Source organism: Paenibacillus sp. (assembly GCF_035645195.1).
Taxonomy (GTDB): Bacteria; Bacillota; Bacilli; order Paenibacillales; family YIM-B00363; genus Paenibacillus_AE.
This window is the reverse complement of the sequence record NZ_DASQNA010000050.1, coordinates 1-26,703: the sequence shown is the minus strand read 5'-3', so window position 1 is coordinate 26,703 and position 26,703 is coordinate 1. Positions and strand designations below refer to the sequence as shown.

Genomic DNA, 26,703 nt, shown 5'->3' with positions numbered 1-26,703 from the left:
TTAAAGGAGGAACGAAGGGCAATGAATCCAGCGCATTGGACGAAGTTGAAGAAGTGGACAAGTCTTTGCCTTGCTCTGCTTATGTTACTCGGCGTGCTCCCGCCGCTGAATAACGTGCCAAGGGCGGAAGCTGCTTCAAGCGATCTATTCATTTCAGAATACATTGAAGGCAGCAGCAGCAACAAAGCGATTGAAATCTACAACGGCACTGGCGAGGATGTCGTACTGGACGGCTATACGCTCGTTAATTTTACCAATGGCGCAAGCCAGGACCCGAACGACGGCAAAAATTTCAGCTACGTTCACTTAACGGGCACGTTAAGCAGCGGCGATGTGTTTGTCGTTGCGAATTCCTCGGCCAACCAGGCCATTCGCGATCAAGCGGATCTCACCGGAAATAGTTTTTTCTATGGATTCAACGGGGATGATTCCGTCGTATTATTTAAGAACTTCAATCCCGACACGCGGCAAGGCACGATCATCGACGCGTTCGGTAAAATCGGACAAGACCCGGGTGCGGCTTGGGGCACGGGCGAATACGTCACGGCCGATCGGACGCTCGTTCGCAAAAGCTCGGTCACGGCCGGCGACGCCAATCCGAACGACGATTTCGACCCTGCGGCGGAGTGGGACTCTCATCCGCAAGACACGTTTACACACCTCGGCTCCCACACAATGGACGGCTATGTTCCTCCAGAAACTCCGGCAACCTCCAACCCGACACCGATGAACATCACGTTCCGCGCGGATAACGATTCCGTCATCGGGGAATCGAACGCGGTAGAAGCTAACTCCGTCGTCACGGTTACTTACGGCGAGGGCGCCGTCACGACGACCGCCGACGCCTTGGGCGGATTCGTCGTCGCAAGCATCCCTACGGATGAACCGATCACGGTGACGGCCCAAACGTACGGCAAAACGCCTAGCGCGCCGATCACCTTGCATGCCGCGCAAACGACGGCATTCCCGGATGCGACGAAAATTACGTTCACCGTCGATTCGGAAGGGAAAGGGACGGTATACGGTTTAGCGGATGCGGCGATCGCCAGCGTCAACCAAACGATCGTCTCCGTATATAACAACGACCCGTCCAGCGGAGGCGCGAAGCTGACGAACGCCGTGGACGGCAAAGATTTCGTGTTGGCGCAAACGAACGGTTCCTTCACATTCCAAATCGATAACGCAGCAAGCTTGACTCATGTGTATATCGTTCAAACGACGTGGTCGCAAAACGGACGCAACCTCCCTAGCGGCGCCGTTCCCGTAGCGAAATCCGACGGTCCCGCCCTGTCTACGATCGCTTCCGTACGAGCGGACGTAAACAATGAAGCGGGCACGGTCGCCGACCCGAATCGCATCTACACGATCGAGGGCACGGTGACGATCGACAACAACGTGATCGGAGGCACCAGCAGCAATTTCTTCATGCAGGACGAGACGGGCGGCATTAACGTTTACAACGGGGTCGCTCATGGGCTAACCATCCTGAAGGGCGATAAAGTACGAGTATCAGGCAGGATTCTCGTGTTCAACGGCCTCACGGAGATTATTCCTACGAAGGTCGAAAAAATCGCCGGCGGCTCGCTGCCGACGCCGGTGCAGAAGACCGTCGAAGAGTTGACGACGCCGGCGACGGCGGAGCCGATCGAGGGCACATTAGTAACCGTGAAGGCGAAAGTCAGCTCGGTACCGGCGACGCCGGCCGGCGGCGGCTATAACGTCGTCGTGGTTGACGACGCCAGCAGGTCTCTTACGTACCGCGTCATGACGGGAACCAATATCGATATGACGACGCTCAACGTCGGATCGACGTATACGTTGACGGGGATTCTCGGCCAATACGATAATAGCAGTCCGTATACGGCCGGCTATCAGCTGTTCCCGAGATCGGCGGAAGATATCGTGGAAGAGCCGGAAATTCCCGAAGAGCAAGTTCCGCTGATCTATCAAGTTCACCCTGCGAAGATGTCTTCCACGAAAAATACGAAGCCCGTTATCTCGGGTAAAGTAGAGAAGACGGCGCAAGACTTGGATCTTGCCACCTTCAAGCTGTCGATCGACGGCGCGGAGATCGCCGGCGTCACGCCGGACGAGAACGGCAGCTTCTCCTATACGCCGGCGGCTGACCTGGCTTACGGCGAACACAAATTGACCATCGAAATCGCCGACGTAACCGGCAGCAAGAACACGCTGTCGCATTACTTCTATATTCAAAAGGATCTCGGAGACGAGGGTTACAACTTCTATTTCGGCGTTCCTCATGCGCATACGTCGTACTCCGACGGCAAAGGCACTCCGGCGGAAGCGTTCCAGCATGCGTACGCGCAAGGCTTGGATTTCTTGATGGTAACGGATCACTCGAACCAGCTGAACGGCGACGAATATATTACGGACAAGAAAGAGTTCCAAGAAAAAGTCGGTTCGGAATGGTACCAAACGAAGGAACAGATCGAGGCGTTCAATGCGCAGCACGACGACTTCCTCGCGATGCGCGGCTTCGAAATGACCTTCAGCAACATCGGCCACGCCAACGTGTTCAATACGAACAATTACGTGGAAAGAACGACGGTCGCGGCTTTGGATGAGTTTTATAACTGGTTGACGAAGCAAGAGGGCGTATTCGCCGCCTTCAACCATCCGAACTGGCCGAACGATTCCTTCAACGATTTGTCGTACGTGCCGGAAATCGACCACGTCATGACGATGATCGAAGTCGGCAACGGCGCGCCGCCATACAGCTATGCGCGCTCGGAAGAGCATTATTTTAAAGCGCTGGACAACGGATGGCATGTCGGCGCGAACAACGCGCAGGACAACCATTCCGCGAACTGGGGCGAGCCGGATAACTTGACGGCCGTCATCGCGGAAGATTTGACGCAAGAAGCTTTCATGGAAGCCATTAAAAACCGCAGAATTTATTCGACGGAAGCGAGGGACACGCAGCTTCGCGTGAAAGCGAACGGCTACTGGATGGGCAGCGTCCTTGACGTAGCTCCGGGTACGGAACTTTCTTTCGATATTTGGGCGAAAGACGCCGACAACCCGATCGATAAGATCGAGTTGTACACGAACGGCGGCGTACTGCTTCAAACGCAGCAGGTGGGCGGTCAGACGGAGGCGGCCTGGTCGCCGAAGGTCACGACGGGCACGGGCGCAAGCTGGTATGTGGTGAAAATCGTTCACAAGGACAACAAGTGGACGACGGCGAGCCCGATTTTCGTAGCGGGCGGGGAAATGGACGTCAAATTGACGAACCTGGAAATCAATCCGTCTCCTGCGCTGCCGGGTTCGGTCAGCAAAGTCACGGCATCGATCTCGAACATGGGCGTGCGCCCGGTCACCGATCTGGAAGTGAACTTCTACCAAGGTAAGGTTGCGCCGGAGCATTTGATCGGTACCGGAACTTTGAGCTATGTCGCTCCGAATAAAACCGGAAAAGTGACGGTGGATTGGACGCCTGCGGCTTCGGGCCAAACGTCGATCATCGCGAAATTGACCGAGAAGCCGGGCATCACGACCGTTACGGAAATGAACCGCACGGTGAATGTGGTCGCTTCCAACGGCAAAAAGGTGTTGGTCGACAAGTTCCATAACAATGCGGACGTCCCCGGCACGATGCTGGACTTCATGGAATTGATGCGTCGTTACGGCTATAAGGCCGAATTCAACGAATCCGCCTTTACGAGCGAAAAATTGGCCGGATACGACATACTTGTCATCAATTCGCCGGACGGCGGGAAGTACTTGACCGATGCGGAAATGGAAGCGATCAGCGCCTGGGTCAAAGCGGGCGGCTCGCTGATGCTTTCCTCGAAATCGAACTTCGGCTTCGATAATACGGCTTATGTCAATCCGCTTCTCGAGAAGCTCGGCTCCAAAATTCATGTCAACAACGACAACGTGTACGAGCCGAACACGTCGAGCAATTTCAGCGGCGGCATGAAATGGTCCGTCTATGCGAGAACGATCCCTGCCGCGCCGAGCGGATTAAACAGCGGCGTCGAAGCGATTCGTTATTTCAGCGGCAGCTCTTTGGTCGGCTGGGAGAAGAACGGGGATTCGAAGACGTATAAGGCGTTGACGAACGACCCGTCTTCCGAGTTGGAGATTCTTGTGGCAGGCAACAAAGAATCTTACAACTTCAACGTGAAGGAAGGGTTCTACACGTATAACGCGGCCATCGGCGGCGAAAACGATGAGGACCAAACTTCGGGTCCGAACGGCGACCAAATTCCTCTGATCGCGAAAGAGAAAGTCGGCAGCGGGAAAATCATCGTTTCCGGACGCCACTTCTACTCCGATTACGAAATTCCGAACGACGTGAGCAATACGGCTTTCACGCTTCGGCTCATCGATTGGCTGGCGGATTACGACCGGATCAAAACCGTAGCGGAAATTCGCGCGAACGCCAAGGAAGGCGATATTTATACGGTAGAAGGCGTCGTCACCGCGCCGACGAACATGTTCTTCGATACGGTGTATGTCCAAGACGCGACCGGCGGCATTTCGCTTTTCGGCACGCAAGGACGCGAACTGCCGGAAGGCGCGCGCGTCATCGCGACGGGCGGCGTGAAGGATTTCGAAGGCGAACTGGAATTGGCTTATCAAAGCTCGGACATGGAAATCCTGTATATCGGTCCGGGACAACCGTTAGCTCCGAGATCCGTTACGGTCAAAGAAGCGAACGATGGAACGTATGTAGGGCAATTGGTGAAAACGGTCGGCAAGATCGTCGAAATCAACGAATCGGGAAGTTACTTCCTGCTGAGCGACGGCGCCCATACCGCAAGAATTTTCGTGGACGGCTATTTGCCGCTGGATACGGGACGATTCCGAGTCGGGGATACGATCTCCGCGGCGGGTATCCAGACCGTTTACAGCGAAGGCAATCGAATCCGCGTCCGTTACGCGGAAGATTTGCAATTGATTGCGAAGTCCGGCGACTTCGAGCTGCGCGTTCTCCATACGAACGATACGCATGCGCGGCTCGATAATGTGCCGAAGCGGATTACGGCGATCAACGAGCTGCGCACGAACAACTCGATCCTGCTCGACGCAGGGGACGTGTTCTCCGGAACGCTGTATTTCACGGAGTTCGAGGGCATGGCGGATCTAGAATTCATGAACATGGCCGGCTACGACGCGATGGTGCCGGGCAACCATGAGTTCGACAAAGGTCCGGCCGCGCTGGAGCGGTTCATTAAAGCGGCGAAGTTCCCGATCGTGAGCGCGAATATCGATTACAGCGCGAACGCCGGCTTGTCCGCGATGTACAAGAACGAAATCGGCGGCAGCGGCAGCGCGATCGCGGACGGCCATATTTATCCGTCCGTCGTGCTCGACGTATACGGCGAGAGGGTCGGCGTGTTCGGCTTGACGACGGAAGAGACGAGAGGCATCTCGTCGCCTGGCGAAACGATTCAATTCCAGAATTACATCGATAAGGCGAAATCGGCCGTAGCCGCGTTGAAGGCGAAGGACGTGAACAAAATCGTGGCGCTCACGCATATCGGCTACGAGTTCGATCAGCGGCTTGCGGACGAGGTCGAAGGCATCGACATCATCGTCGGCGGACACAGCCACACGACGTTGACGCAACCGGTCGTGAACAACGCGGGCGAAGAGCCTACGGTCATCGTGCAGACGGGCGAGTACGGCGCGAACATCGGCTTGCTCGACGCGACGTTCGACGACAAAGGCGTGCTGAAGACATGGCAAGGGCAATTGGTGTCGGTAGCGGACAAAGCGGAAGATCCGGCCGCGAAGGAGAAGCTGGCGGCGTACAAAGCTCAGGTGGACGCGATGATGCAGAAAGTCGTCGGCAGAACGAACGTCGAGCTCGTATACGAGCGGACGAATGCGGACGGTTCGAAGACGCGTCTGGTGCGCAAGGAAGAAACGAACCTCGGCAACCTGATCGCCGACGGCATCGTCGCGGCGATGAGACAGAAGATCAACGCGCTTCTGCCGCCGGCAGAGTTGGCGGAGATCAAAGGGTATGTCGCGATTCAGAACGGCGGAGGCATCCGCACGGGCATTCCGGCGGGCGACATTACGATGGGGCAAGTCAAAACCGTGATGCCGTACGATAACAGTCTCGTGGCCGTGAAGGTGACGGGCGCGGAGCTCATTCTCGCGCTGGAGAACGGCGTGTCTCGAGCGAATGTCGCAGGAACGGCGGAGTACGGCGGCTTCCCGCACGTCTCGGGAATGAAGTTCTACTACGATTCGACGAAGGCGGCGCAAACAATCGACCAAACGGCGGGAACGATTACGTCGAACGGCGAGCGCATTCGTCAGGTGCTGATTAGGAACGCCGACGGCGAGTACATCGCGATCGACCGGAACGCGTACTACATGCTCGGAACGAACTCGTTCATGGCGGACGGCGGGGACTTCTATTACTCGCTGAAGCAGGCGAAGAACGCGGGGCGTCAGTACCAGCTGTTCATGCCGGACTATGAAGTGTTCATCGAGCATTTGAACCGCGTCGGGGCTGTAACGATCGGTACGGAAGGCCGAATCGTCGACCTGAAAGGGCAGCCGCTTCCGGGCGAAAACGGAAGCAGCGGCGGTAATGGCGGCAACAACGGCAACAACGGCAACAACGGCAACAACGGCAACAACGGCAACAACGGCACCCCGGGCAACAGCGGGAACACGCCTGCCGTAAGCGCGCCGGCCGGCGCGGTATTGACGCAGGTGCCGGCGGTGTTGAACGTGACGAAGGATGCCAACGGCAAAGCCAAAGTCGCAGTGACGGTTTCTTTGGAAGACATCAGAAGGTCTATGGAAACCGCCGACAGAACCAAGCCGCAAGTGTTCGCGATCAGAGCGATCCCGGAGGACGGCTCCGAAGTGTCGGAAGTCACCGTGCCGGTTTCGAACGATTTGATCCAGGAAATCTTGGCCGGTTCGACTCAGAATTATCTTGAGGTGCAAAGTCCGATTGGTTCGTTCCAGGTGCCTGCGGCCGTATTGAGCATGGAGTCGATCGGCTCGGCGCTGGCGCAAGCGGGTATCGCGAACGCGGCGGACGAGAACGTCTCATTCTCGATCAAGATTGCAGCGGTGGAAGGCGAAACGGCGGGCGAGTTGGAATCTGCGCTGGAAGGCGACGGCGCTGCGATGGTATCCGCTCCGGTCGACTTCGCGATCGAAATTCAAGTAGGCGATCAAACGGTCGTCCTCAGCAGAACAGGCGAATACTTGAGCCGCTCGGTCGCAGTGAGCGACGACAACCTGACCGGAAACGGGTACTTGACGGGCGTTTACTACAACCCGGAAACCGGCGAGTTTATGCACGTACCGACGCAAGTCGTTACGGAGGACGGCAATACGATCGCGGTGCTCAAACGGAAAGGCTCTTCGATCTACACGGTCGTCGAAAGCTATAAGTCGTTCGACGACATCCAGAATTTCTGGGCGCAGGACGAGATCGAATTGCTGGCGTCGAAGTTTATCGTGAACGGTCAAACCGAAACCTTGTTCCGCCCGGAAGCGAACATCACGCGCGCCGAGTTTGCGGCGATCCTGATGAGAGCGCTGGGCGTGGAAGAGAACGCGTCGGCGGCCGTCGGCAAGTTCGCGGATGTCGAAGCGAACGATTGGTTCGCAGGCGTCGTAGGAGCGGCGTTCGATTCCGGCTTGATCACAGGCTACGAGGACGGCACCTTCAAGCCCGAGCAGCGGATCACGCGCCAAGAAGCGGCCGTGCTTCTGTCCAGAGCGCTCGACTTCGCAGGGATGCCGACGGAGGCGGCCGACGCGGAAGCGACGCTTCGCTCGAAGTTCGCGGACAGCGAGCAAAGCGTATGGGATGCGGCTGCGCTGGCGGAAATGGTGCAGCTCGCGATCATGAACGGTACGCCGGAAGGGATGATCGCTGCAGGAAGCCATGCGACGCGGGCCGAAGTGGCGGCGATGGTGAAGCGGTTCATGCTGGCGGTTGAATTCATCTCGGAGTAATCATCGATAGCGATTCCGTGGGTTTTGCCTCTTATGAGGCAAAACCCACATTTTCTATGTTCACGGCAGGAGGAAGTATATTCATGATTTTTAGGAAAATCGCATCACGCGCATTGTTGACCGTATCGATCGCCGCCGCGATAGTTTCCGTTCCTTACGCCGCGCAGGCGCACCCGTTAAGCGCGAGCTTTTCGGAATTAAAGCTTCAACCGGACGCAACAGAATTCAAGTTCTCGATCGACGAATTGTCCGTCATCGAATCGACGTCGGCGGACGCGGACGGGAACGGGGCGTTGACGGAAGCGGAAGTGCAGTCGGCGAGAGCCGAATTGGACGGATGGATCGGCCGTCACGTCGTGCTGCAGGTCGACGGCATCGCGCAGCGGGGAGAGCTGAGGGAAGTTTCCTACGGGCAAAGGGGCGATAAAATGTTCGTCGCTTTGTCGTACGCGTACCCCGCCGTGGATGCCGGACAAACGGTAAGCATCGAGGATGGGCTGTATCGGAACGACGGAAATACGAGCTACGTCAACCTGTTAACCTTTACGCACGGAGAAACGACGGAAGAGCATTTGATCAAAGGGGACAATCGCTTGTGGAAAGCGGTCGTCGCTGAAGGCTCCGTCGCGTCGGACGCGCCGGAAGGGTGGATGCAGTTTTTCGTCTTCGGCATGGAACACATTTTAACGGGCTACGACCATTTGCTGTTTTTGCTCGCCCTTCTGCTCCTGCGCACGAATTTCAAGACGTACGCGGCCATCGTCACGTCGTTCACCGTCGCGCACAGCATCACGATCTCGCTCGCGATGTTCGGCATCGTTCGGCTCCCCGCGCAGTGGATCGAGATCGCGATCGCGCTCAGCATCGTCTATGTCGCGGCCGAAAACTTATTTCGGAAAGAAGCGAAACGACGCTGGATGCTCACTTTCGCGTTCGGCTTGATCCACGGTCTCGGCTTCGCAAACCTCTTGATCGACATGACGATTCCGCCGCAGCATTTGGCGGTGTCGCTGCTGAGCTTCAATCTTGGCATCGAAGCGATGCAGCTGCTCCTGGTGCTCGCCGCGCTGCCGGCGCTGAAATACGTGCAAAACACGAAGCTGTACAAGCCGGCCGTGCAGCTCGCCTCTTCGCTGCTCATTCTCGTCGGCGGCTATTGGGCGATCGAACGGTTTCTCGGCGCATAAAAAAATCAGGCGAGGGGATTACCTCGCCTGATACACTTCAACGGAGTCCGCATTGAGACGAAACATACTGATCAAACCGGTCGCTTCGTCGACCTGTTCCCCGACCTCCAGCGTCCCGTAAGCCCATAGGGCTTCCTGGGTGTACTGGAGGTCTTTCTGATGCTCCGGCAAGTACACGGCGATCGCCTCCATATACAGCGGGTTGTCCGCGGAACAGAACGGACAAATCGCGCCGGCGGTCGGCACCAAATAGACGAAGCGATTGTCGATCGGGGTGAGTTCGGTCATGTAGCCGACGATTCCGACTTTCTTGCCGTTCAGGCTTTGCATGAACTCGGTGACTTGTCCGGTGCCGTCGTTCGAGGGCGTGAAAAATTGATCGAACGCGATCGTCGTCATCGCCCCGTCGGCATCGGCTCCATGCGCGGCGTCGGCTTGGCCTGCCGCTCCGACCGGCTGCGCAGTCTGTCCGCAGGAGGTAAGCAGGGCGGCCGCGAGAACCGTCCCTATGATGGCTATGAGGCGTTGGATCCGCAGTCGGTGCATAACGGCGTCTCTCCTTTGATCACTTGTGATTTCTCAAGAATGGATATGCTGCAATCCGTGTTGGGCGTCTTTGCGATAGAGGCCGATCAGCGGGCTGACGCACAGCGCGATCAACAGCCACAGCCCGCCCACGAAGGCAATGGCCGTAACGGCGTCCGGGGCGACGGGCGGCAGCGCTACGCCCCAAGCCGACAGGGCGTAGCGGCGCGCGAAGGCGAAGACGGCGGCCGACAAGCCGAAACCGGCGGCCGAGCCGCAGCCGGCCAGCAGCGCGGTCTCGAGCAGCAGGTTACCTAGAACGATCGTTCTGTTCATACCGAGCGCCCTCAGCAGCGCCATTTCGGAGCGGCGCTGGACGTTCGTGCTGAGCACGGCGAACGCCACCGCGAGCGCGCACAGCAGGACGCTGACGCCGCCGATCAGCTGGGCCGCTCTCTCGCCGAGGCGGAACATGGAGAGCAGCTCGCGGAAAACGCGAACCGGATATTCCGCTTGGACGCCGGGCAGCTCGTTCAGCTCTTCGCGAAGGGCGGGCGCGAAGCCGAGCTGTTCCGGCTTCAGCAGCACGGCGGTGATGTCGCCGTGCTCCGCCTCTTCGCCGTGCGCGTCCCATACGCTCTCCAGCGGGGTGAACAGCCCGAGATCGTCCGCCGAACCGACAGGGCGCAAGACGCCTACAACGCGGTATTCGTCTTCGTGCGCCTCGCCGTGGGCGCCGCCGACGCCATGGTTGCCGTGGAATTCGTCGCCGACGGAGAGGCCGGTCCGCTCGGCGGCTTCGGCGCCCAGCACGACGTCGCCCGACTTGGCGAACCACTCGCCGCCGCGCAGCGCGAACCGTTCGGGAAGACCTTCGCGGTGCGGCGTGAAATAGTCCCGCGTCGTGCCGACGATGGAGAGCCCCATGTAGGAGTCGCCCAAAGCGAGCGGAACGGCTTTCAGCACCCGAGGGTCGTCCGTCAATCGTTCGTATATGCTGCGATCGATGTTGCCGTTAGGGACGTCGGCCCGCATCACGCTGCTGAGCACGAGCTGCGTGGCGCTGCCCTCCGCGCCGACGACGATTTCGTAGGTTCCGGCTTGTTGCAGCAAACCTTCGCGCAAGCTGGCGGATACGGAAGAGACCGTAAATACGAGCGCCGCGGCGACGCTGACGACGAGACACATGAACAAGAAGGAGTATTTTCGTCCCCGCAGCTGCAGGAGAAGGAGGCGCAGCGCGCTCATGCGGAAGCCTCCTTCGGAGACAGAGCTTCTTTGTAAATTTGATTCAGCTCGGACATCCGCTCCTTCCGTTCGAAGCGGGCGGCGACGAGCTCGTCGTGGGTGACGGCGACGAGCGCCGCGCCGCGTTCGCGGCATAATCCGCACAGCATGTCCATGACGGCGCCGGCGGTCGCGACATCCAGATTGCCTGTGGGCTCGTCCGCCAGCACGAGGCTGGGCTCGTGGAGCAGCGCCCGCGCGATCGCGACGCGCTGCTGCTCGCCTCGCGACAGAAGCGAGCTCTTGAGCGCCGCTCGATGGCCGAGGCCGACGCGCCGAAGCAGCTCCGCGGCGCGCGCTTTGGCCTCGGATTCGCTCCATCGGGGGTGCACGGCGTGCTGCACCAGCACGTTGTCCATCGCGCTCATGTAGGGGAAGAGGTGGAAGTTCTGAAAGACGTAGCCGATGCGCTCGCCGCGAAACCGGTCGCGCGAACTTTCCGGGAGGGCGTACAGGTCTACGCCGAGGACGGTGACCTGCCCCTCGGCGGGGCGGGTCATCCCGGCGACGACGTTCAGCAGCGTCGACTTGCCGGAGCCGCTGGGTCCCATGACGGCCACTTGCTCCCCTGCGGAAACGCGGAAATCGTCGACGCGGAGGATGGTTTCGTTGACGGAGCGCGCCGGGCGCACGACCGCGCCGCGGCACTGGATGACGTATGGCTTCATCGGGGAATCGACACCTTTATCGGTTTTGTAAGAATCTATGAAAAGAAGTATAGCACATTAAGATTCCTATAAACCGTTAAAGGTTTGCTAAGGCGCGAGGGTAAAGCGGTTACATTTTTAAAGAATCTTTGATTTGTACTCGCCGCAGGAAAAACAATGTTCTACGCTGCATTTCTGCGGGTAGCAGTTGTCGCTCGCTTTCGAGCAGTAGATAGGGGAGGGGTCTTCGAAGTCCGGCGAGATCATGTGGCAGTAGCGGCAGGACCCTACCAGGGCGACCGTCATGCGGAGAATCAATAATTGGATGTCCCGGATGTCTTCATGGAGAAGGGCTTCGTGGTCGACTTCGGCGGAGTATATGATTTTTCCGACCGTTTCTTCTTCGCGTTCGAGCATTTCATTCACTCCCCACTTCCGCGGGCAAAGCGCAATAACGCTAAAAAAAGACACGCCCGTAGGTGTGTCTTTCCCTAGGGCAGCTTGGCGATCGTGGCTTCTTGCGAAGCGGTAGACCCATAGCTTTGCGTCCTTCCCTTTCGGTAAAGTTTGCCGTTTGCCTGTATCGAAGTCAGTATTTTCATCCTACTAAATTACCATCATAATACCATAACTTGGAACTTGAGTCACTATTTTTTTGGAAAGGCGGATGTTTGCGAAAATACGAACTATATTGAAAACGGTTGAGAGAATGTTCGCTTTTTGCGTTGACATAGCCGTGTAAGCATTGGTACACTAAAGATGAATAAAGGAATTTACGACAAACGCTTTTTTCGTCCTGGGACTGCGCGATGCGCGGAGCTGCGCCCGGACTTTTGTTTTGTACGAGGGCGGAAATTCAGGTTAAGATACTCTAATTAATTAAGGATAAGGAGATGGATGACGTGTCTACACCGATTGTCGGCGTCGTTATGGGCAGCAAATCGGATTGGGAAACGATGAAGCTGGCTTGCGAGACGCTCGAAGCGCTCGGCGTGCCGTACGAGAAACGGGTCGTTTCGGCGCATCGGACGCCCGATCTCATGTTCGAATACGCGGAGCAGGCCCGGGAGCGGGGCATCAAGGTCATTATCGCGGGTGCGGGCGGCGCCGCTCATTTGCCCGGCATGATCGCGGCGAAGACGGAGCTGCCGGTCATCGGCGTGCCGGTGAAGTCCGCGGCGCTGAACGGACTGGATTCGCTGCTGTCGATCGTGCAGATGCCGGCCGGCGTTCCGGTGGCGACGGTCGCGATCGGCGCGGCGGGCGCGACGAACGCGGGGCTGCTCGCGGCGCAGATCGTAGGCGCCTTCGACCCCGAGGTGGCGGCAAGGCTGAAGGAACGCCGCGCGAACACGCGCGCGGAAGTAGAAGCAATCGGCGATAACCTACCGTAAATTGGAGATACTACCGACATGGAAACCATTGACATGAAGAGAGTGTTGCCCGGCGCGACGATCGGCGTGCTCGGGGGCGGCCAGCTCGGCCGCATGTTGGCGCTGAAAGGGCGCGAAATGGGATATCGGTTCGTCACGCTCGATCCGACGCCGGATTCGCCTTGCGGACAAGTATCGGACCGCCAGGTGACGGCCGCGTACGCGGACGAGCGCGCGGCGCGGGAGCTCGCGTCGCTCGCCGACGTGATCACGTACGAGTTCGAGAACGTGAACGCGGGCGTGGCGGCGGTGCTGGAGCGGGAGTCGTACGTGCCGCAGGGCAGCGAGCTGCTGCGGACGACGCAGCATCGGCTGCGCGAGAAGCGCGCCATTGAAGCGGCGGGCGTCCGGGTGGCGCCGTACCGCGCCATCGAGTCGACCGCGGATTTGCGCGAGGCGATCCAGGAATTTGGCCTGCCGTGCGTGCTGAAAACCGCGACAGGCGGCTATGACGGGAAGGGCCAATTCGTCATCAGGCGCGCCGAGCAGGCCGCGGAGGCGTTCACGGCGCTCGGCGGCGGCGCGGTCGAGCTCGTGCTCGAGCAGTTCGTCGATTTCGAACGGGAGCTGTCCGTCATCGCCGCGCGCGGGTTGGACGGCGAGGTGCGGACGTTCCCGCCGGCTTGGAACGTGCACGTGAACAGCATTCTGCACACGTCGACGGCGGCGGACGGGCTCATCCCGGACGACGTCGCGGGGCGCGCCCGCCGGATGGCGGCGGATATCGCGAATTCGCTGAACGTCGTCGGGCTGATTGCCGTCGAGATGTTCCTGAAGGCGGACGGCACGTTGTTCGTGAACGAGCTCGCGCCGCGGCCGCACAATTCGGGCCACTACACGATGGACGCCTGCAGCGTGTCGCAGTTCGAGCTGCATCTGCGGGCGGTATGCGGCTTGCCGCTACCGGAGCCGCGCCTCCTGACGCCGGTCGTGATGGTTAACTTGCTCGGCGAGCATATCGAACCGACGCTGCGGTGGCTCGAGGGCGAAGGCGAGCGGAGCCTGCCGGAAGGCGTGACCGCGAAGGTGCATTTGTACGGCAAGGCGGAGGCGAAGCGCGGCCGGAAGATGGGCCACATCAATTTGCTGACGGACGACCCGGCGAAGGCGCTGCAGTGGATCGAAACATGCGGCATTTGGACGTAGTTTCGCGAGCGAGCGGTCGAAAGATAGCGTAAGCGCGGCTCCGCCGTTCGGGGACCGAATCAGTCTCGGCGGCGGCGGACCGTTTTCATCATATAAAACTCAAAAAGTGGCGGAGGAACCGAACATGTTGGAACGTTACAGCCGGCCGGAAATGGCCGCGATCTGGACGGAGCAGAACAAGTTTCAAGCTTGGCTCGAGGTGGAGCTGGCGGCGTGCGAGGCGTGGAGCGAGCTCGGCGTCATCCCGAAGGAAGACGTCGAAGCGCTGCGCGCCAACGCGAGCTTCAACATCGATCGCATCTACGAGATCGAGCAGGAGACGCGCCATGACGTCATCGCGTTCACGCGCGCGGTATCCGAGACGGTCGGACCGGAGCGGAAATGGGTGCACTACGGCCTCACGTCGACCGACGTCGTCGATACGGCGCTCGGCTACTTGCTGAAGCAGGCGAACGGCATTCTCGAAGCGGACATCATTCGGTTTATCGACATTCTCAAAGAGCAAGCCGTTCGGTACAAAGACACCGCGATGATGGGCCGCACGCACGGCGTGCACGCGGAGCCGACGACGTTCGGCCTCAAGCTCGCGCTCTGGTACGAAGAGATGAAGCGCAACCTCGAGCGGTTCCGCCATGCGGCGAACGGCGTGCAGTTCGGCAAAATTTCCGGCGCCGTCGGCACGTACGCGAACATCGACCCGCACGTCGAAGCGTCCGTCTGCCAGAAGCTCGGCATTACGCCGGCGCCGATTTCGACGCAGACGCTGCAGCGCGACCGCCACGCCGAATATATGGCGACGCTGGCGCTCATCGCGACTTCGCTCGACAAATTCGCGACGGAAATCCGCGCGCTGCAGAAATCCGAGTTCCGCGAAGTGGAAGAGCCGTTCGCGAAGGGCCAGAAGGGCTCGTCGGCGATGCCGCACAAGCGCAACCCGATCGGCTGCGAGAACATTTCGGGCCTCGCCCGCGTCATCCGCGGCCACATGATTTCCGCATACGAGAACGTGCCGCTGTGGCACGAGCGCGACATCAGCCATTCGTCGGTCGAGCGCATCATCCTGCCGGACGCGACGACGCTGCTCGACTACATGCTGAACCGCCTCGGCAACATCATCAAGAACCTCACGGTGTTCCCGGAGAACATGAAGCGCAACATGGAGCGCACGTACGGCGTGCCGTTCTCCGGCCGCATCATGACGAAGCTGATCGACAAAGGCTGGAGCCGCGAGCAGGCGTACGACACGGTGCAGCCGCGCGCGATGCAGGCGTGGGAGACGCAGCGCCACTTCCGCGACATTATCGCCGAAACGCCGGAAATTACGTCCGTGCTGTCGCCGGAAGAGATCGACGACGCGTTCAACCCGAGCTGGCATCTTAAGCACGTCGACACGATTTTCCGTCGGCTCGAGCTGATCTAAGGGGGGCGCGACCGTGAGCAGCCTGCCCGAAGCGATCTCCACCGCCGCTCCGTACGTCGGAGCCCCGCTCGTTTACAAAGGCAAAGTGCGCGAGCTGTACGACCTCGGGGAGCATTTCCTCATCGTTGTCACCGACCGCATTTCCGCTTTCGACTATATCTTAAAACCGGCCGTGCCGGACAAAGGCAACGTCCTGAACCGGCTGAGCGTGCATTGGTTCGAGGAAACGAAAGGCATCGTCGCGAACCATCTCGTCCACGCGGACGTCGATAAACTCGGCGGCTACGTGACGGATAAAGAAAAGCTGCGCGACCGCGTCATGGTGACGAAGAAGGCGCGCCGCATCGACATCGAATGCGTCGTGCGCGGCTATCTCACCGGCGGCGGCTGGCGGCAGTTCCAGAAGACGGGCGCCGTCAACGGCATCGAGCTCGCGCCGGGCACGCGCAAGAACGCGCAGCTGCCGGAGCCGATCTTCACGCCGGCGGCGAAGAACGACGTCGGCCATGACGTGGACATTTCGTTCGACGAAATGAAGCGCCAGGTCGGCGACGAGCTGTCCGAGAAGCTGCGCGACGTCAGCATCGAGCTGTACCGCTATGCGCACGAACGGCTGCGCGCAAGAGGCATCATTCTCGCCGATTGCAAGTTCGAGTTCGGGCTGCTGGACGGCGAGCTCATCTTAATCGACGAGCTGTTCACGCCGGATTCGTCGCGGTTTTGGGCGGAAGAGAACTACGCGCTCGACATCGAGATCGACTCGATGGACAAGGAGCCGGTCCGCACGTACCTCGCGAATTCCGATTGGGATCAGAACAGCGAGCCGGACCCGCTGCCGCTTGAAGTCGTCGAGGAAACGACGAAGCGTTATCGCGAAATTTATCGCCGCATTACGGGCGTAACCCGAGGATAAATTTTACCAATTAGGAGGCTGGACGAGAGCCATGAAAGCGACGGTATTCGTAACGGTGAAGGAAAACGTGCTCGACCCCCAAGGCAAGGCGGTGCAAGGCGCGCTGCATTCGATGGGCTTCGACGAAGTCGGCGAGGTGCGCATCGGCAAGTACATGGAACTGAACCTGGACACGAACGACGCGAAGGTCGCCGAAGAGCGCGTGCGCGAGATGTGCGAAAAGCTGCTCGCCAATACGGTCATCGAGGACTATCGCTTCGAACTGAAAGGGGAATAAGCGATGTCGACACCTTCGGCAATGAATGTGGCGGTGCTCGTATTCCCGGGTTCGAACTGCGACATCGACTGCTACAAAGCGGTCGAGCACACGATCCAGCAGCCGGTCGAGTACGTATGGCACCAGGCGACGGATCTTTCGAAATTCGATCTCATTTTGGTGCCGGGCGGCTTCTCGTACGGCGACTACCTGCGGTCGGGCGCGATCGCGCGCTTTTCGCCGGTCATGGAGGAAGTGCGCAAGGCGGCGGACGCCGGCAAATACGTTCTCGGCATTTGCAACGGGTTCCAAATTTTGCTCGAGTCCGGACTGCTTCCGGGCGCGATGCGCCGCAACAACTCGCTGAAATTCCGCTGCGCGCCGGCGACGCTGGAAGTGGCGAACAACGACACGCCGTTCACGCGGGATTACAAAGCGGGCGAGAAGATTTCGATTCCGATCGCGCACGGCGAAGGCAACTATTATTGCGACGAAGAGACGCTCGCGCGGCTTGAAGCGAACGGTCAAATCGCATTCCGCTACAGCGGCGAGAACCCGAACGGCTCGGTCGCCGACATCGCCGGCATCACGAACGAGCGCGGCAACGTGCTCGGCATGATGCCGCACCCGGAGCGCGCGGTCGATGCGCTGCTCGGCTCGGAAGACGGCAAGCGCATGTTTACGTCAGTTTTGAATGCTTGGAGGGGAACCGCGCATGGCACAGCAGCAGCTCGCTAACTTGGAACCGACGCCGGAGCAAATCCGCGATCAGCAGTTATATAAGCAAATGGGCATGACGGACGACGAGTACCAGAAGGTCATCGGCCATCTCGGCGGACGTCTCCCGAACTACACGGAAATCGGCGTATTCAGCGTCATGTGGTCGGAGCACTGCTCCTACAAAAACTCGAAGGTCGTGCTGAAAAAGTTCCCGATCTCCGGGCCGCGCGTCCTCATGGGTCCGGGCGAAGGCGCGGGCATCGTCGACATCGGCGACAACCAAGCGGTCGTGTTCAAAATCGAGTCGCACAACCACCCGTCGGCGATCGAGCCGTACCAAGGCGCGGCGACGGGCGTCGGCGGCATCATTCGGGATATATTCTCGATGGGCGCGCGTCCGGTGGCGCTCATGAACTCGCTGCGCTTCGGGCGCCTTGAGAACGACCGCGTGAAATATTTGTTCGAGCATGTCGTCAGCGGCATCGCCGGCTACGGCAACTGCATCGGCATCCCGACGGTCGGCGGCGAGGTCATGTTCGACGAGTCGTATGAAGGGAATCCTTTGGTTAACGCGATGTGCGTCGGTTTGATTGATCATGACCGCATTCAGCGCGGCATCGCGCGCGGCGTCGGCAACCCGGTGTTCTACGTCGGACCGGCGACGGGCCGCGACGGCATCCACGGCGCGACGTTCGCGTCCGAGGAGCTGACGGAAGAGTCCGAAGCGAAGCGTCCGGCCGTGCAGGTCGGCGACCCGTTCATGGAGAAGCTCGTCATGGAGGCTTGTTTGGAAGTGATCGACAAAGGGCTCGTCCTCGGCATCCAGGACATGGGCGCGGCGGGCCTCACGTGCTCCTCCGCGGAGATGGCGTCGAAGGCTGGCAACGGCATGGAGCTGTGGCTCGACAAAGTGCCGCAGCGCGAGCCGGGCATGACGGCGTACGAAATGATGCTCTCCGAATCGCAGGAGCGCATGCTGTTCGTCACGACGCCGGACAAGGAAGAAGAAGTGAAGGCGGTCTTCCACAAGTGGGGCCTCTTCTGCGAAGTCGTCGGCAAGGTGACGGATACGGGCCGGTTGACTTTGGTCCATCACGGCGAAGTCGTCGGCGACATGCCGGTGACGGCTTTGGTCGACGATTGCCCGATGTACCACAAGCCGTCCGTCGTACCGGAGTATTATGTCCGCAACGGTTCGATCGACACGCTGCGGTACCCTGAGGTGACGGACGTCGAAGGCGCGCTGCTGAAGGTGCTCGCCTCCCCGACGGTCGCGTCGAAGGAATGGGTCTACGGTCAATACGACCACATGGTCCGCACGGCGACGGTCGTGCGCCCGGGCTCCGACGCGGCGGTCGTTCGCGTCGACGGCACGCGCAAGGGACTTGCGATGTCGACGGACTGCAACGGTCGTTACGTCTACTTGGATCCGGAAGTCGGCGGACGGATCGCGGTCGCGGAAGCGGCGCGCAACGTCGTCTGCTCCGGCGGCGAGCCGCTGGCGCTGACCGACAACCTGAACTTCGGCTCCCCGGATAAGCCGGAAATTTTCTGGCAGCTCGAGAAGGCGACCGACGGCATGTCGGAAGCGTGCCGCGTCCTCGATACGCCGGTCATCGGCGGCAACGTCTCGCTGTACAACGAGAACGCGCGCGGCGCGATTTACCCGACGCCGGTCATCGGCATGGTCGGCCTCGTGCACGACGTGAACCACGTCACGACGCAGGCGTTCAAGAACGAAGGCGACGTCGTGTTCCTGCTGGGCGAAACGTTCGCCGAGCTCGGCGGCAGCGAGTTCCAATTGGTCGTCCACGGCGTGACGGAAGGCCGTCCGCCGAAGATCGATCTGGACGTCGAGAAGCGTCTGCAGAAGGCTGTCCTGTCCGCGATTCAGGGCGGTTTGGTCGCTTCGGCGCACGACTTGTCCGAGGGCGGTTTGGCCGTCGCGCTGGCGGAGAGCTGCATCAGCGGCGGCATCGGCGCGAACATCTCTTGGAACGCGCCGGGCCTGCGCAACGACGTCGCGCTGTTCAGCGAGTCGCAGTCGCGCGTGCTGCTGACGTGCCGTCCGGAGCAAGCGGACGCGCTGCAGCTGCATTTGGTCGAGGAAGGCGTGCCGATGGCGCGCATCGGGACGGTGTGCGGATCGAAGCTGAACGTGACGGTGAACGGGTCCACTGTGATCGACGTCGCCGTCGACGTTCTCGAAACTACGTGGAAGGACGCGATCCCGTGTCTGATGAAATGAGTTCGTCTTTGCCGGTGCAGCCGCTTTGGACGGGTGATTATTTCAACGAAGGTACGAACGATCGGGATATTTTCGATAAATTGCGCGAGGAGTGCGGCGTCTTCGGGGTGTGGAATCACCCCGAGGCGGCGTCGCTCTGCTATTACGGGCTGCACGCGCTGCAGCATCGCGGCCAGGAGAGCGGCGGCATCTGCACGGTGAACCGACGCGAGTTCAATTACCACCGCGGCATGGGGCTGGTCAAGGAGATCTTCGACCAGACCCGGCTCGCGGAGCTGCCCGGCAAGGTCGGCATCGGCCACGTCCGGTATTCGACGTCGGGCGAGAGCAAGCTCGCGAACGCGCAGCCGCTCGTGTTCAAATGGCGCGACGGCGATCTCGCCATCGCGACGAACGGCAACATCGTGAACGCGCCGGACATTCGGCGCGAGCTCGAGGAAGCCGGCTCGATCTTCCAGACGACGAGCGACACGGAGGTCGTGGCGCATCTGATCGCCCGGTCGAAGGCGCCGTCGATCGAGGAAGCGGTGAAGGAATCGCTCCGGCGGCTGAACGGCGCGTTCGCGTTCGTGTTCATCACGAACGACAAGATGGTCGCGGCGCGCGACCAGCACGCGCTGCGGCCGTTCGTGTTGGGCCGCCTCGGCGACGCGTGGCTGTTCTCGTCGGAGACGTGCGCGTTCGACGCCGTCGGCGCCGAGTACGTGCGCGACGTCGCGCCGGGCGAGCTTCTCGTGTTCGACGAGAACGGCATGCATGAGGATCGGTTCGCCGATCCGGCGCCGCGCAAATCGGTGTGTTCGATGGAGTATATTTACTTCGCGCGCCCCGACAGCGACATCGACGAGGTGAACATCCATACCGCGCGCAAGCGGATGGGCAAGCGTCTCGCGATGGATTCGTTCGTCGACGCGGACGTCGTCACCGGCGTGCCGGATTCGTCGATTTCCGCGGCGATCGGCTTCGCGGAGCAGACCGGCATCCCGTACGAGCTCGGGCTGATCAAGAACCGCTATACGGGCCGGACGTTCATCCAGCCGTCGCAGGAGCTGCGCGAGCAAGGCGTGAAAATGAAGCTGTCCGCGGTGCGCAAGGTCGTCGAAGGCAAGCGCGTCGTCATGATCGACGACTCGATCGTGCGCGGCACGACGTCTCGCCGCATCGTCAATTTGCTGCGCGAGGCGGGCGCCGTCGAGGTGCACGTGCGCATTACGTCGCCGCCTTTCGCGAACCCGTGCTTCTACGGGATCGACACGCCGACGCGCGGCGAGCTGATCGCTTCCTCGAAGTCGGTGGAGGAGATCCGGGAGCTGATCAACGCCGACTCGCTGCACTTCCTGAGCAAGGAAAGCTTGGTCGAGTCGATCGGCGCGCAGGGCGCTAAGCTCGAGGGTGGGCTGTGCATGGCGTGCTTCGACAACAAGTACCCGACGCTGTCGCCGGAGGAAGCGGAGAAGGCGCTCATCGCGAAGTGCTGATCGGATGGGCCGCCTTGTAACGGATTACGGATTTGTTCAATGATTGCGAAACGCTCTTCCCGCCGGTCAGCGCCGGTGCGTCCCGCGATGTTGCCGGTTTCGCGGCGAAATCGCGGCCGACGCATGTCTGCTTCGGGCGTCCGACCGGCGGCGGAGTCGATATTAAGTGAGGTGACATGGCTCGTGTCAGAAGCGTATAAGCAAGCCGGCGTCAACATCGCGGCCGGCAATGAAGCGGTGGAACGAATGAAGCGCCACGTCGCCCGCACGACGCGCCCGGAAGTGCTCGGGGGCCTCGGCGGTTTCGGCGGCCTGTTCGCCATGGACCGCGAGAAGTACAAGGAGCCGATTCTCGTGTCCGGCACCGACGGCGTCGGCACGAAGCTAAAGGTCGCGTTCGCGGCGGATAAGCACGACACGGTCGGCATCGACTGCGTCGCCATGTGCGTGAACGACATCGTCGTGCAGGGCGCGGAGCCGCTCTTCTTCCTCGACTATCTCGCGATCGGCACGCTCGTGCCGGAGAAGGTCGAGCGCATCGTCGCCGGCGTCGCGGAAGGCTGCGTTCAAGCCGGCTGCGCTTTGATCGGCGGCGAAACGGCCGAAATGCCGAGCATGTACCAAGACGGCGAATACGACATCGCGGGCTTCACCGTCGGCGTGGTCGACAAATCGAAAATGATCGACGGCAGCACGATCCGTCCGGGCGACGCCATCATCGGCCTCGCGTCGAGCGGCGTGCACAGCAACGGCTTCTCGCTCGTGCGCAAGCTTCTGCTCGACAGCGGCAAGTACGGCGTGAACGACCGCGTCGACGCCCTCGGCGGCGTCACGCTCGGCGAAGCGCTGCTCGCGCCGACGCGCATTTACGTGAAGCCGGTGCTCGCGCTGCTCGATGCGGTCGAGGTGCGCGGCATGGCGCATATTACGGGCGGCGGCTTCATCGAGAACATCCCGCGCGTGCTGCCGGCAGGGGTGAACGCGCACATTCGCCTCGGCTCGTGGCCGATGCCGCCGATCTTCGAGCTGCTCCGCTCCGAAGGCGCGCTGACGCACGACGACTGCTACCGCACGTTCAACATGGGCATCGGCTACGTCATCGTCGTGCCGGCGGACGCGCGCGAGGAAGCGATGCGCGCCCTGGCGGCGGCGGGCGAGACGCCGTACGACATCGGCGTGATCACCGAAGGCGAAGGCGTCGTGACGTTCGAAGGGACCGAGGCGTAAATGGCGAAAAAGCGAGTCGCCGTTTTCGCTTCGGGCTCGGGCTCCAACTTCGAAGCGGTGGTCTCGGCAAGCGTCCGGGACGCCGCTTCGCCTTATGAAGTGGCGCTGCTCGTGTGCGACAAGCCGGGCGCCGGCGCGATCGAGCGCGCGGAGCGGCTCGGCGTGCCGGTGTACGCGGTGCGCCCGAAGTCGTACGCGTCGCGCGAGGCGTACGAGGCGGACGTCGTTCGCGAGCTGCGGGAGCGCGGCATCGATTTCATCGTGCTCGCCGGCTATATGCGCTTGGTGACGTCCGTGCTGCTCGATGCGTTCGAAAACCGCATTCTTAACATACATCCTTCGCTGCTCCCGGCGTTCCCGGGACTGCACGCGGTCGAGCAGGCGCTCGCCTACGGCGCCAAAGTCGCCGGCGTCACGGTGCACTTCGTCGACGGCGGCATGGACAGCGGCGCGATCATCGCGCAGGAGGCGCTGGCGGTGCTGCCGGACGACACGGCGGATACGCTGTATCCGCGCGTGCAGGTCATCGAGCACCGGCTGTACCCCGCCGTCGTGCGCGCCTTCGCGGAGGACCGCGTCCGCCTCGACGGCCGCCGCGTCGTCGTGGAGGGCGGCCTCGGGCTGTAGCGTTCTCGGTCCGCCCAGGCCGGGCGCCGGTGCGTAAGCGACAGATGTTCCTTATCCGGCGGTCGGCGGGCGTTATGGCGGTCTGTAAGCGACAAATGTTCCTTATCCGGCGGTCGGCGGGCCCTGCGGCGGTCTGTAAGGGACAAATGTTCCTTATCCGGCGGTTGGCGGGGCTTGCGGCGGTCTGTAAGGGACAAATGTTCCTTATTCGGCGGTCGGCGGGTCCTGCGGCGGTCTGTAAGAGTCAAATGTTCCTTATCCGACGGTTGGCGGGCCCTGCGGCGGTCTGTAAGGGACAAATGTTCCTTACCCGGCGGTGGCGGGCCCTGCGGCGGTGTTGATACGGGAAGATAACCGCAAAAATGCGGCTACACCGCCAGGGGCGGCACCGGAAAGGCGAAATAGCCGCAAAAATGCGGTTAAACCGCCAGCGGCGGCACCGAAAAGGCGAAATAACCGCAAAAATGCGGCTACACCGCCCGCGGCGGCACCGAAAAGGCGGAATAACCGCAAAAATGCGGTTACACCGCCCGCGGCGGCGCCGAACCAGCCCCCCCCCTTACCATATAAAACATCAATTTACTTAATATTTTAGGAGGTACCCCAAAGTGGCGAACAAACGAGCGCTCATCAGCGTCTCCGACAAAACCGGCATCGACGCCTTCGCGGCCGAGCTCGTGAAGCTGGGCTACGAAATCATCAGCACGGGCGGCACGAAGACGCTGTTCGAGAGCAAAGGCATCCCGGTGACGGGCATCAGCGACGTAACGGGCTTCCCCGAAATTCTCGACGGACGCGTGAAGACGCTGCACCCGGCGGTGCACAGCGGCCTCTTGTCCGTGCGCGACAGCGAAGAGCACCGCAAACAGATGGAGGAGCTGAATCTCGGCTACATCGATCTCGTGGCGGTCAACCTGTACCCGTTCCAGCAAACGATCTCGAAGCCGAACGTATCCTACGAGGACGCGATCGAAAACATCGACATCGGCGGCCCGTCGATGCTGCGCTCCGCGGCGAAAAACCACGCGTTCGTGACGGTCGTCGTCGACGCGGCGGACTACGCCCAAGTGCTGGAGGAAATCCAGACGCACGGCGACACGACGCTCGAGACGCGCAAGAAGCTCGCCGCGAAAACGTTCCGCCACACGGCCGCCTACGACGCGCTGATCGGCGACTACCTCAGCGCGCAGCTCGGCGTTACGCTGCCGGAACGCGTCACCGTCACGTACGAGAAGGTGCAGGATCTGCGCTACGGCGAAAACCCGCACCAGAAAGCAGCCTTCTACAAAAAGCCGCTCGCCGGCGCGGGCAGCCTCGCGAACGCGCAGCAGCTGCACGGCAAAGAGCTGAGCTACAACAACATTAACGACGCGAACGCGGCGCTCCAGATTCTCCGCGAGTTCACGGACGAGCCGGCGGCGGTCGCCGTGAAGCACATGAACCCGTGCGGCGTCGGCATCGGCGGCGACATCTTCGAAGCGTTCACGAAGGCGTACGAAGCGGACCCGACGTCGATCTTCGGCGGCATCGTCGCGCTCAACCGTCCGGTGGACGCGCAGACGGCGGCGAAGCTGAACGAAATTTTCCTCGAAATCGTCATCGCGCCGGACTTCGCGCCGGAAGCGCTCGAGACGCTGACGAAGAAGAAAAACATCCGCCTCCTCAAGCTGCCGTTCATGCCGACGGAGGACAAGTACTTCGTGACGTCCGTCGAAGGCGGCATGCTGTTCCAAGAGACGGATACGAAGCAGATCGAAGCGGCCGACCTCAAAGTCGTCACCGAGCGCGCTCCGACCGAAGAAGAGCTGAAGCAGCTCCTGTTCGCGTGGAAGGTCGTCAAGCACGTGAAGTCGAACGCGATCGCGCTCGCGAGCGGCAACATGACGATCGGCATCGGCGCCGGCCAAATGAACCGCGTCGGCTCCGCGCGCATCGCGCTCGAGCAAGCGGGCGAGAAGGCGCAAGGCGCGGTGCTCGCGTCGGACGCGTTCTTCCCGATGGGCGACACGGTCGAGCTCGCCGCGAAGTACGGCATTAAAGCGATCATCCAGCCGGGCGGCTCGATCAAGGACGAAGAGTCGATCGCGGCGGCGAACGCGAACGGCATCGCGATGGTGTTCACCGGCGTCCGTCACTTCAAACACTAAGAACGAAACCGAAGGAGGACGAACACGCCATGAACATTCTCGTCGTGGGCCGCGGAGGCCGCGAGCATACGATTTGCTGGAAGCTGAGCCAAAGCCCGAAGGTGAGCAAGCTGTACTGCGCGCCGGGCAACGCCGGCATCGCGAACGTCGCGGAGCTGGTCGCCATCAACGAAACGGAATTCGACAAACTGACCGCCTTCGCGAAGGAGAACGCCGTCGACCTCGCCGTCATCGGCCCGGAGGACCCGCTGTTCGAAGGGATCGCCGACGCGTTCGAAGCGGCCGGCATCAAGGTGTTTGGCCCGAGCAAGGCCGCAGCGATCATCGAAGGCAGCAAGTCGTTCACGAAGGATTTGCTGAAAAAATACAGCATCCCGACCGCCGCGTACGAAACGTTCACGGCATTCGAGCCGGCGCTGGAATACGTAAGAAAGCAAGGCGCGCCGATCGTCATTAAAGCCGACGGCTTAGCTGCGGGCAAAGGCGTCACCGTCGCCCAAACGCTCGAGGAAGCCGAAGAGGCGCTTCGCACGATCATGCTCGACAAAGCGTTCGGCGCGGCGGGCGACAAAGTCGTCGTCGAAGAATGCTTGTTCGGTCAAGAGATGAGCATCCTCGCGTTCGTCGACGGCGAGACGGTTCGCCCGATGCCGGAAGCGCAGGACCACAAGCCGATTTTCGACAACGACAAAGGCCCGAACACGGGCGGCATGGGCACGTACTCGCCGGTGCCGCACATGCCGAAGTCGGTGTACGATGAAGCGGTGGAGACGATTATCAAGCCGACGGCCGCGGCGATGGTGAAGGAAGGTCGTCCGTTCCGCGGCGTGCTGTTCGCGGGGCTCATGATTACGCCGGAAGGCAAGCCGAAGACGATCGAGTTCAACTGCCGCTTCGGCGATCCGGAGACGCAGGTCGTGCTCTCCCGGCTCGAGTCCGACCTCGCGGAGCTGTTCCTCGCGACGGTCGAAGGACGCCTCGCCGAAGTCGCGCCGCCGAAGTGGAGCGACGACTCCGCCGTCTGCGTCGTGCTCGCCGCAGGCGGCTACCCCGGCAGCTACCGCAAGGGCGATCCGATCGAAGGGCTCGACGAGGTGCAGGAGTCGATCGTGTTCCACGCGGGCACGTCGACGGACGCGCAAGGCCGCATCGTCACGAACGGCGGCCGCCTGCTCGGCGTCACCACCACCGGCGCGACGATCGACGAAGCGCGCCGGAAGGCGTACGCGGACGTCGACCGCATCCGCTACGACGGCAAGCAGTATCGTACGGATATCGGCAAAAAAGCGCTGGTCTAGCGCTGCAGCTACATCAAACGCCATCCCCGCAGTATTGAAGTGCACCCCTTATAGTGGACATTGGATAAACACCCTGTGTTTAAAACCGATGAATACTATAGGGGGTGCTTTTCGTCATGGTAAAGAAAGGGCAGAAGCTTGAAACATATAGCTTTGATGTAAAGAAACGAGCCATT

Annotated in this window: 18 protein-coding genes and 1 riboswitch; of the genes, 14 read left to right on the top strand and 4 right to left on the bottom strand. The window is 60.9% G+C overall.

Annotation, left to right across the window (positions count from 1 at the left end; genetic code table 11):
* Window positions 1-21 precede the first annotated feature (21 nt).
* Together VE009_RS25885 and VE009_RS25880 are read left to right on the top strand one after the other, a co-directional pair.
* Complete coding sequence (locus tag VE009_RS25885; protein ID WP_325012792.1) at window positions 22-7,968, top strand: CehA/McbA family metallohydrolase; 7,947 nt, start codon at window positions 22-24, stop codon at window positions 7,966-7,968.
* A gap of 83 nt (window positions 7,969-8,051) precedes the next feature.
* Entirely contained in the window at window positions 8,052-9,155 is a 1,104-nt protein-coding gene (locus VE009_RS25880; RefSeq protein WP_325012790.1) for a HupE/UreJ family protein, read from the top strand.
* Between the two features lie 18 nt (window positions 9,156-9,173).
* Here VE009_RS25880 and VE009_RS25875 read toward each other — a convergent pair whose 3' ends face one another.
* The 4 genes from VE009_RS25875 to VE009_RS25860 form a co-directional block, all read right to left on the bottom strand.
* On the bottom strand, window positions 9,174-9,701 hold the full coding sequence (locus VE009_RS25875) for a hypothetical protein (protein ID WP_325012788.1): 528 nt from the start codon (window positions 9,699-9,701) through the stop codon (window positions 9,174-9,176).
* A gap of 33 nt (window positions 9,702-9,734) precedes the next feature.
* Window positions 9,735-10,928, bottom strand: a complete 1,194-nt coding sequence (locus VE009_RS25870) for an ABC transporter permease (RefSeq protein WP_325012787.1) — start codon at window positions 10,926-10,928, stop codon at window positions 9,735-9,737.
* Window positions 10,925-11,635 (bottom strand): ABC transporter ATP-binding protein, encoded by a 711-nt coding sequence (locus VE009_RS25865; protein ID WP_325012786.1) that lies wholly within the window; start codon window positions 11,633-11,635, stop codon window positions 10,925-10,927. Before VE009_RS25865 ends, VE009_RS25870 begins: the two co-directional genes overlap by 4 nt.
* A gap of 117 nt (window positions 11,636-11,752) precedes the next feature.
* Window positions 11,753-12,031: a hypothetical protein gene (locus tag VE009_RS25860; protein ID WP_325012784.1), complete on the bottom strand. Its 279-nt coding sequence runs from the start codon at window positions 12,029-12,031 to the stop codon at window positions 11,753-11,755.
* Window positions 12,032-12,106: 75 nt separating this feature from the next.
* Window positions 12,107-12,196, bottom strand: a riboswitch (cyclic di-GMP riboswitch).
* A gap of 347 nt (window positions 12,197-12,543) precedes the next feature.
* On the opposite strand from VE009_RS25860, the gene purE reads away from it, so the two are divergent.
* The 12 genes from purE (at window position 12,544) to purD (ending at window position 26,527) form a co-directional block, all read left to right on the top strand.
* Entirely contained in the window at window positions 12,544-13,008 is a 465-nt protein-coding gene (purE, locus tag VE009_RS25855; RefSeq protein ID WP_325012920.1) for a 5-(carboxyamino)imidazole ribonucleotide mutase, read from the top strand.
* A 33-nt stretch (window positions 13,009-13,041) separates the two neighbouring features.
* Window positions 13,042-14,193: a 5-(carboxyamino)imidazole ribonucleotide synthase gene (gene purK / locus VE009_RS25850; RefSeq protein WP_325012782.1), complete on the top strand. Its 1,152-nt coding sequence runs from the start codon at window positions 13,042-13,044 to the stop codon at window positions 14,191-14,193.
* 124 nt (window positions 14,194-14,317) lie between these two features.
* The gene (purB, locus tag VE009_RS25845) at window positions 14,318-15,613 is read left to right on the top strand and encodes an adenylosuccinate lyase (protein WP_325012780.1); all 1,296 of its coding nucleotides are present in this window, start codon (window positions 14,318-14,320) and stop codon (window positions 15,611-15,613) included.
* 13 nt (window positions 15,614-15,626) lie between these two features.
* The gene (locus tag VE009_RS25840) at window positions 15,627-16,526 is read left to right on the top strand and encodes a phosphoribosylaminoimidazolesuccinocarboxamide synthase (RefSeq protein ID WP_325012778.1); all 900 of its coding nucleotides are present in this window, start codon (window positions 15,627-15,629) and stop codon (window positions 16,524-16,526) included.
* Window positions 16,527-16,557: 31 nt separating this feature from the next.
* The gene (purS, locus tag VE009_RS25835; protein WP_325012776.1) at window positions 16,558-16,803 is read left to right on the top strand and encodes a phosphoribosylformylglycinamidine synthase subunit PurS; all 246 of its coding nucleotides are present in this window, start codon (window positions 16,558-16,560) and stop codon (window positions 16,801-16,803) included.
* 21 nt (window positions 16,804-16,824) lie between these two features.
* On the top strand, window positions 16,825-17,520 hold the full coding sequence (gene purQ, locus VE009_RS25830) for a phosphoribosylformylglycinamidine synthase subunit PurQ (RefSeq protein WP_325012918.1): 696 nt from the start codon (window positions 16,825-16,827) through the stop codon (window positions 17,518-17,520).
* Window positions 17,498-19,750, top strand: coding sequence for a phosphoribosylformylglycinamidine synthase subunit PurL (gene purL, locus VE009_RS25825; RefSeq protein ID WP_325012775.1), 2,253 nt, complete (start codon window positions 17,498-17,500; stop codon window positions 19,748-19,750). Before purQ ends, purL begins: the two co-directional genes overlap by 23 nt.
* Window positions 19,747-21,228: an amidophosphoribosyltransferase gene (purF, locus tag VE009_RS25820; protein WP_325012916.1), complete on the top strand. Its 1,482-nt coding sequence runs from the start codon at window positions 19,747-19,749 to the stop codon at window positions 21,226-21,228. Before purL ends, purF begins: the two co-directional genes overlap by 4 nt.
* A 183-nt stretch (window positions 21,229-21,411) precedes the next feature.
* Window positions 21,412-22,455 carry a phosphoribosylformylglycinamidine cyclo-ligase gene (gene purM / locus VE009_RS25815; RefSeq protein WP_325012774.1) on the top strand — a complete coding sequence of 348 codons (1,044 nt, stop codon included), beginning with the start codon at window positions 21,412-21,414 and terminating at the stop codon, window positions 22,453-22,455.
* Entirely contained in the window at window positions 22,456-23,082 is a 627-nt protein-coding gene (purN, locus tag VE009_RS25810) for a phosphoribosylglycinamide formyltransferase (RefSeq protein WP_325012773.1), read from the top strand.
* A 608-nt stretch (window positions 23,083-23,690) separates the two neighbouring features.
* Window positions 23,691-25,229 carry a bifunctional phosphoribosylaminoimidazolecarboxamide formyltransferase/IMP cyclohydrolase gene (purH, locus tag VE009_RS25805; protein WP_325012772.1) on the top strand — a complete coding sequence of 513 codons (1,539 nt, stop codon included), beginning with the start codon at window positions 23,691-23,693 and terminating at the stop codon, window positions 25,227-25,229.
* A gap of 29 nt (window positions 25,230-25,258) precedes the next feature.
* Window positions 25,259-26,527, top strand: a complete 1,269-nt coding sequence (gene purD / locus VE009_RS25800) for a phosphoribosylamine--glycine ligase (RefSeq protein ID WP_325012771.1) — start codon at window positions 25,259-25,261, stop codon at window positions 26,525-26,527.
* Window positions 26,528-26,703: the final 176 nt, after the last annotated feature.

Coding starts and splice junctions, on each gene's coding strand:
- VE009_RS25885 (WP_325012792.1), top strand. CDS start 22: ATGAATCCAGCGCATTGGACGAAGTTGAAGAAGTGGACAAGTCTTTGC.
- VE009_RS25880 (WP_325012790.1), top strand. CDS start 8,052: ATGATTTTTAGGAAAATCGCATCACGCGCATTGTTGACCGTATCGATC.
- VE009_RS25875 (WP_325012788.1), bottom strand. CDS start 9,701: ATGCACCGACTGCGGATCCAACGCCTCATAGCCATCATAGGGACGGTT.
- VE009_RS25870 (WP_325012787.1), bottom strand. CDS start 10,928: ATGAGCGCGCTGCGCCTCCTTCTCCTGCAGCTGCGGGGACGAAAATAC.
- VE009_RS25865 (WP_325012786.1), bottom strand. CDS start 11,635: ATGAAGCCATACGTCATCCAGTGCCGCGGCGCGGTCGTGCGCCCGGCG.
- VE009_RS25860 (WP_325012784.1), bottom strand. CDS start 12,031: ATGCTCGAACGCGAAGAAGAAACGGTCGGAAAAATCATATACTCCGCC.
- purE (WP_325012920.1), top strand. CDS start 12,544: ATGGGCAGCAAATCGGATTGGGAAACGATGAAGCTGGCTTGCGAGACG.
- purK (WP_325012782.1), top strand. CDS start 13,042: ATGAAGAGAGTGTTGCCCGGCGCGACGATCGGCGTGCTCGGGGGCGGC.
- purB (WP_325012780.1), top strand. CDS start 14,318: ATGTTGGAACGTTACAGCCGGCCGGAAATGGCCGCGATCTGGACGGAG.
- purS (WP_325012776.1), top strand. CDS start 16,558: ATGAAAGCGACGGTATTCGTAACGGTGAAGGAAAACGTGCTCGACCCC.
- purQ (WP_325012918.1), top strand. CDS start 16,825: ATGAATGTGGCGGTGCTCGTATTCCCGGGTTCGAACTGCGACATCGAC.
- purL (WP_325012775.1), top strand. CDS start 17,498: ATGGCACAGCAGCAGCTCGCTAACTTGGAACCGACGCCGGAGCAAATC.
- purF (WP_325012916.1), top strand. CDS start 19,747: ATGAGTTCGTCTTTGCCGGTGCAGCCGCTTTGGACGGGTGATTATTTC.
- purN (WP_325012773.1), top strand. CDS start 22,456: ATGGCGAAAAAGCGAGTCGCCGTTTTCGCTTCGGGCTCGGGCTCCAAC.
- purD (WP_325012771.1), top strand. CDS start 25,259: ATGAACATTCTCGTCGTGGGCCGCGGAGGCCGCGAGCATACGATTTGC.